Origin of the sequence: Actinomadura sp. NPDC048955 (genome assembly GCF_040649435.1) — a bacterium.
Taxonomy (GTDB): domain Bacteria; phylum Actinomycetota; class Actinomycetes; order Streptosporangiales; family Streptosporangiaceae; genus Spirillospora; species Spirillospora luteofluorescens.
In genome coordinates this window covers 1-2,616 of the sequence record NZ_JBEZJI010000171.1, presented here as the reverse complement: position 1 = coordinate 2,616, position 2,616 = coordinate 1, and the positions used below count along the sequence as shown (strand labels likewise).

3 protein-coding genes are annotated in these 2,616 nt (G+C 74.5%); 1 reads left to right on the top strand and 2 read right to left on the bottom strand.

Going from position 1 to position 2,616, the window contains the following annotated elements:
* On the bottom strand, window positions 1-528 hold a 528-nt coding region (locus AB0C84_RS45900; RefSeq protein WP_361079182.1), incomplete at its 3' end, for a hypothetical protein.
* 39 nt (window positions 529-567) lie between these two features.
* Window positions 568-948: a hypothetical protein gene (locus tag AB0C84_RS45895; protein WP_361079179.1), complete on the bottom strand. Its 381-nt coding sequence runs from the start codon at window positions 946-948 to the stop codon at window positions 568-570.
* Between the two features lie 163 nt (window positions 949-1,111).
* Here AB0C84_RS45895 and AB0C84_RS45890 point away from each other — a divergent pair, with 163 nt between their 5' ends.
* Window positions 1,112-2,572, top strand: a complete 1,461-nt coding sequence (locus AB0C84_RS45890) for an alpha/beta fold hydrolase (protein WP_361079176.1) — start codon at window positions 1,112-1,114, stop codon at window positions 2,570-2,572.
* Window positions 2,573-2,616 lie beyond the last annotated feature (44 nt).

Below are 2,616 nucleotides of genomic sequence, written 5' to 3'. Positions count from 1 at the left end.
CCTCGGGCCCTGGCTTCTCGACGCGCGCGGCCTGGACCCGCGCGCGCTGCGCGTCCGCACCTGGGTGAACGGCGACGCCGCGAGCCACGCCCGTGCCGCTCCCCGCCGGGCGTCCTCCCCCTCGGGCAGGACGCCCGGCGGGACCGGCAGCCCGTCCGCCTCACCGGCCGGGACCACGTCCCCGCGCTCGGGATCGAGCACCTGGCACCCGTCCTGCATCGCCGCGGCCACCGCCCCGAGGTCGACGGGAAGCGGAACCAGCCCGGTCGGCGCCCGCACCCCGAGCGCGGCGGCGACCTCGTCCGCGAGTTCGGCGTCGCCGGGCAGAGCGCGCCCGTTCAGCTCGTCCAGGCACGCGAGGGCGAGGGACCGCACGTCACGTCCCTGCTCCAGGGCGGCGACGAGCACGTCCCCGGCGTACTGGAGCACGGGACCCAGCGGACGCCCCTGGAGCAGGCCGGCGTCCCCGAACCCCCGGTGCGCGGCCGCCCGCAACCGCGCCAGCGCCTCCTCGCCCCATTCCGTCACGCACACATTTGTACAGACATCCTCTGACACCCGCGCCCTTCACCGGCCGCGCTTGTCCTCCACGTGCACGACCGTGAGTTCCAGCCCGTCCTGCCCACGCTTGCCACGTCCGAGAAGCCCCACGGCCAGATCGGTCGCGTCGTCACCGGCCTCTTCGGGAGCGACATAGGTGAGGATGTCGTTGTGGTGCCCGTACACGGCCCAGCCGGGCGCCTGGTCGAGATCGATCGTCCCGAAGTCGCCGGCCGGGGTGCCCCCGTGGACGGGCCCGTACTCGCGCAGCAACTCCACCGCCTGCGCGCTCAGGTCGTCCTCGGGATCCATCAGGATGACGCACGTGCCGTTCTCGAACAGCACCCACGACTTCTCGTCGCCCTGAATGACGTCCCGCCAGACCTGGACCAGTTCCTCGGTGATCATGGGGGTCGATTGTGCCCATACCGCCCGACATTCGCACTCCGATTACGCGCCGCCCCACTTCCTGCCACCCTGGTCCTCCGGCACTGGACGGTGAACGATGACAAAACCGCAGATCGTGGCGTTGGTGGTGGGGGTTCTCTGTGCCGTTGTCGGGGGTGTGGGGGTGCTCGCGGCGGACGCGGGGCTTCGGCGGCGGGCCTCGGTGGTGGACGGGGTGCCGGTCGAGATCGTGCGGGGCTCCGGGACGTCCGGGCAGGTGCCGGGTGTCGTGGTGGCGCACGGGCTCGGGGCGAGCGGGCGGCTGATGCGCGGGTTCGCGGACACGCTGGCGCGGCGCGGGCACGCGGTGGCGCTGGTCGATCTCGCGGGGCACGGAGCCAGCACGCGGCGGCTGCCCGGGAACGGGGACGGGCCCGCCGCCGACGCGCGGCTCGACCGTGATCTGGACGTCGCCGTCACGCACCTGCGGACCATGCCGTGGGTGGACGGCGAGCGCATCGGGCTCGTCGGGCACTCGCTGGGGGCCGCCGCGGTCATCCGGTACGGCGCGGCGCATCCGTCGATCGGGGCGACGGTCGCCATCTCGCAGGGAGTCATGGCGGTGCCGGCGTCCGTCCGGAACGTGCTGCTGGTCGCCGGTGGGCTGGAGTTCCCCGCGTATCGCGACGGCGCCGTCCAGGCGCTGCGGAACGTCTACCCGGAGGGGCGGCCGGGGGCGACGTACGGGAACCCGCGGGACGGGACGGCGCGGCGGGCCGTCATCGTCGCGGGCGTCGAGCATGTCGGCGTGCTGTTCAGCCCGCGCACCCATCGCGAGACCGGCGCCTGGCTCGACGCGGCGTTCGGCCGTCGCTCGGCCCCCGTCCCGGACGTGCGGGTCGTCCAGCGGGCGGGGTCGGCGCTGCTGCTGCACCTGGCGGCCGTGCTGACCTTCGGGGCGATCGCCTCGGCGCTGCTCGGACGCCCCTCGGACGTCCGGGCGCGCCGCCGCGTCCCGGTGAGGCTCGCGCTGGTGGCGGCGGCGTTCGCGGCCGGGGTCGCGGTGCCCGTGATGGGGTTCTTCCATTTGCCGCTCGCGGTGGCGGGGCCGCTCGCCGGGTTCTTCGGCGTCGCCGGCGTGGTGGCGCTCATCTGCGCGAGGGACGCCGGTTTCCTCGGCGAACGGCCCAGGGCGCGGACGGTGGCGGCTGCGGCCGTCCTGGTCGTATGGACCGTGGTGTCGTTCGCCGTCCCTGCCCAGCTGGGGTGGGCGCACGCGGTGCCGGTGGGCCCGCGGATGTGGGCGCTCGTCCCGATCACCGTGGGCACCGCCCTCTACTGCCTCGGGGTCGAGGCGCTGTGCGCCGGGCATGAGCGGACGACCGCGATCGGCGTGCACGCCTGGGCGGCGATGGCCGCGCTGGCCGCGCTCCTCGCCGCGGCCCTCGTCGGAGCCGTCTCGCCGTTCGTGCTGCTGGTGTCGCCGCTGATCGCCGGTCTCCTGGTGTGGCAGGGCGTCCAGGCCGCGGCGCTGCGCGCGATCCGCGCCCCGGCGTGGGTGACCGCGCTCGTCGGCGGCGTGCTGCTGGCCTGGCCGCTAGCTGTAGTGACCATGGACGTTGGTGACGGCGACACGGCTCGATGAGCTTGATATAGACGAGGACCTCCTGGCGAGGTGTGTGTCACCAC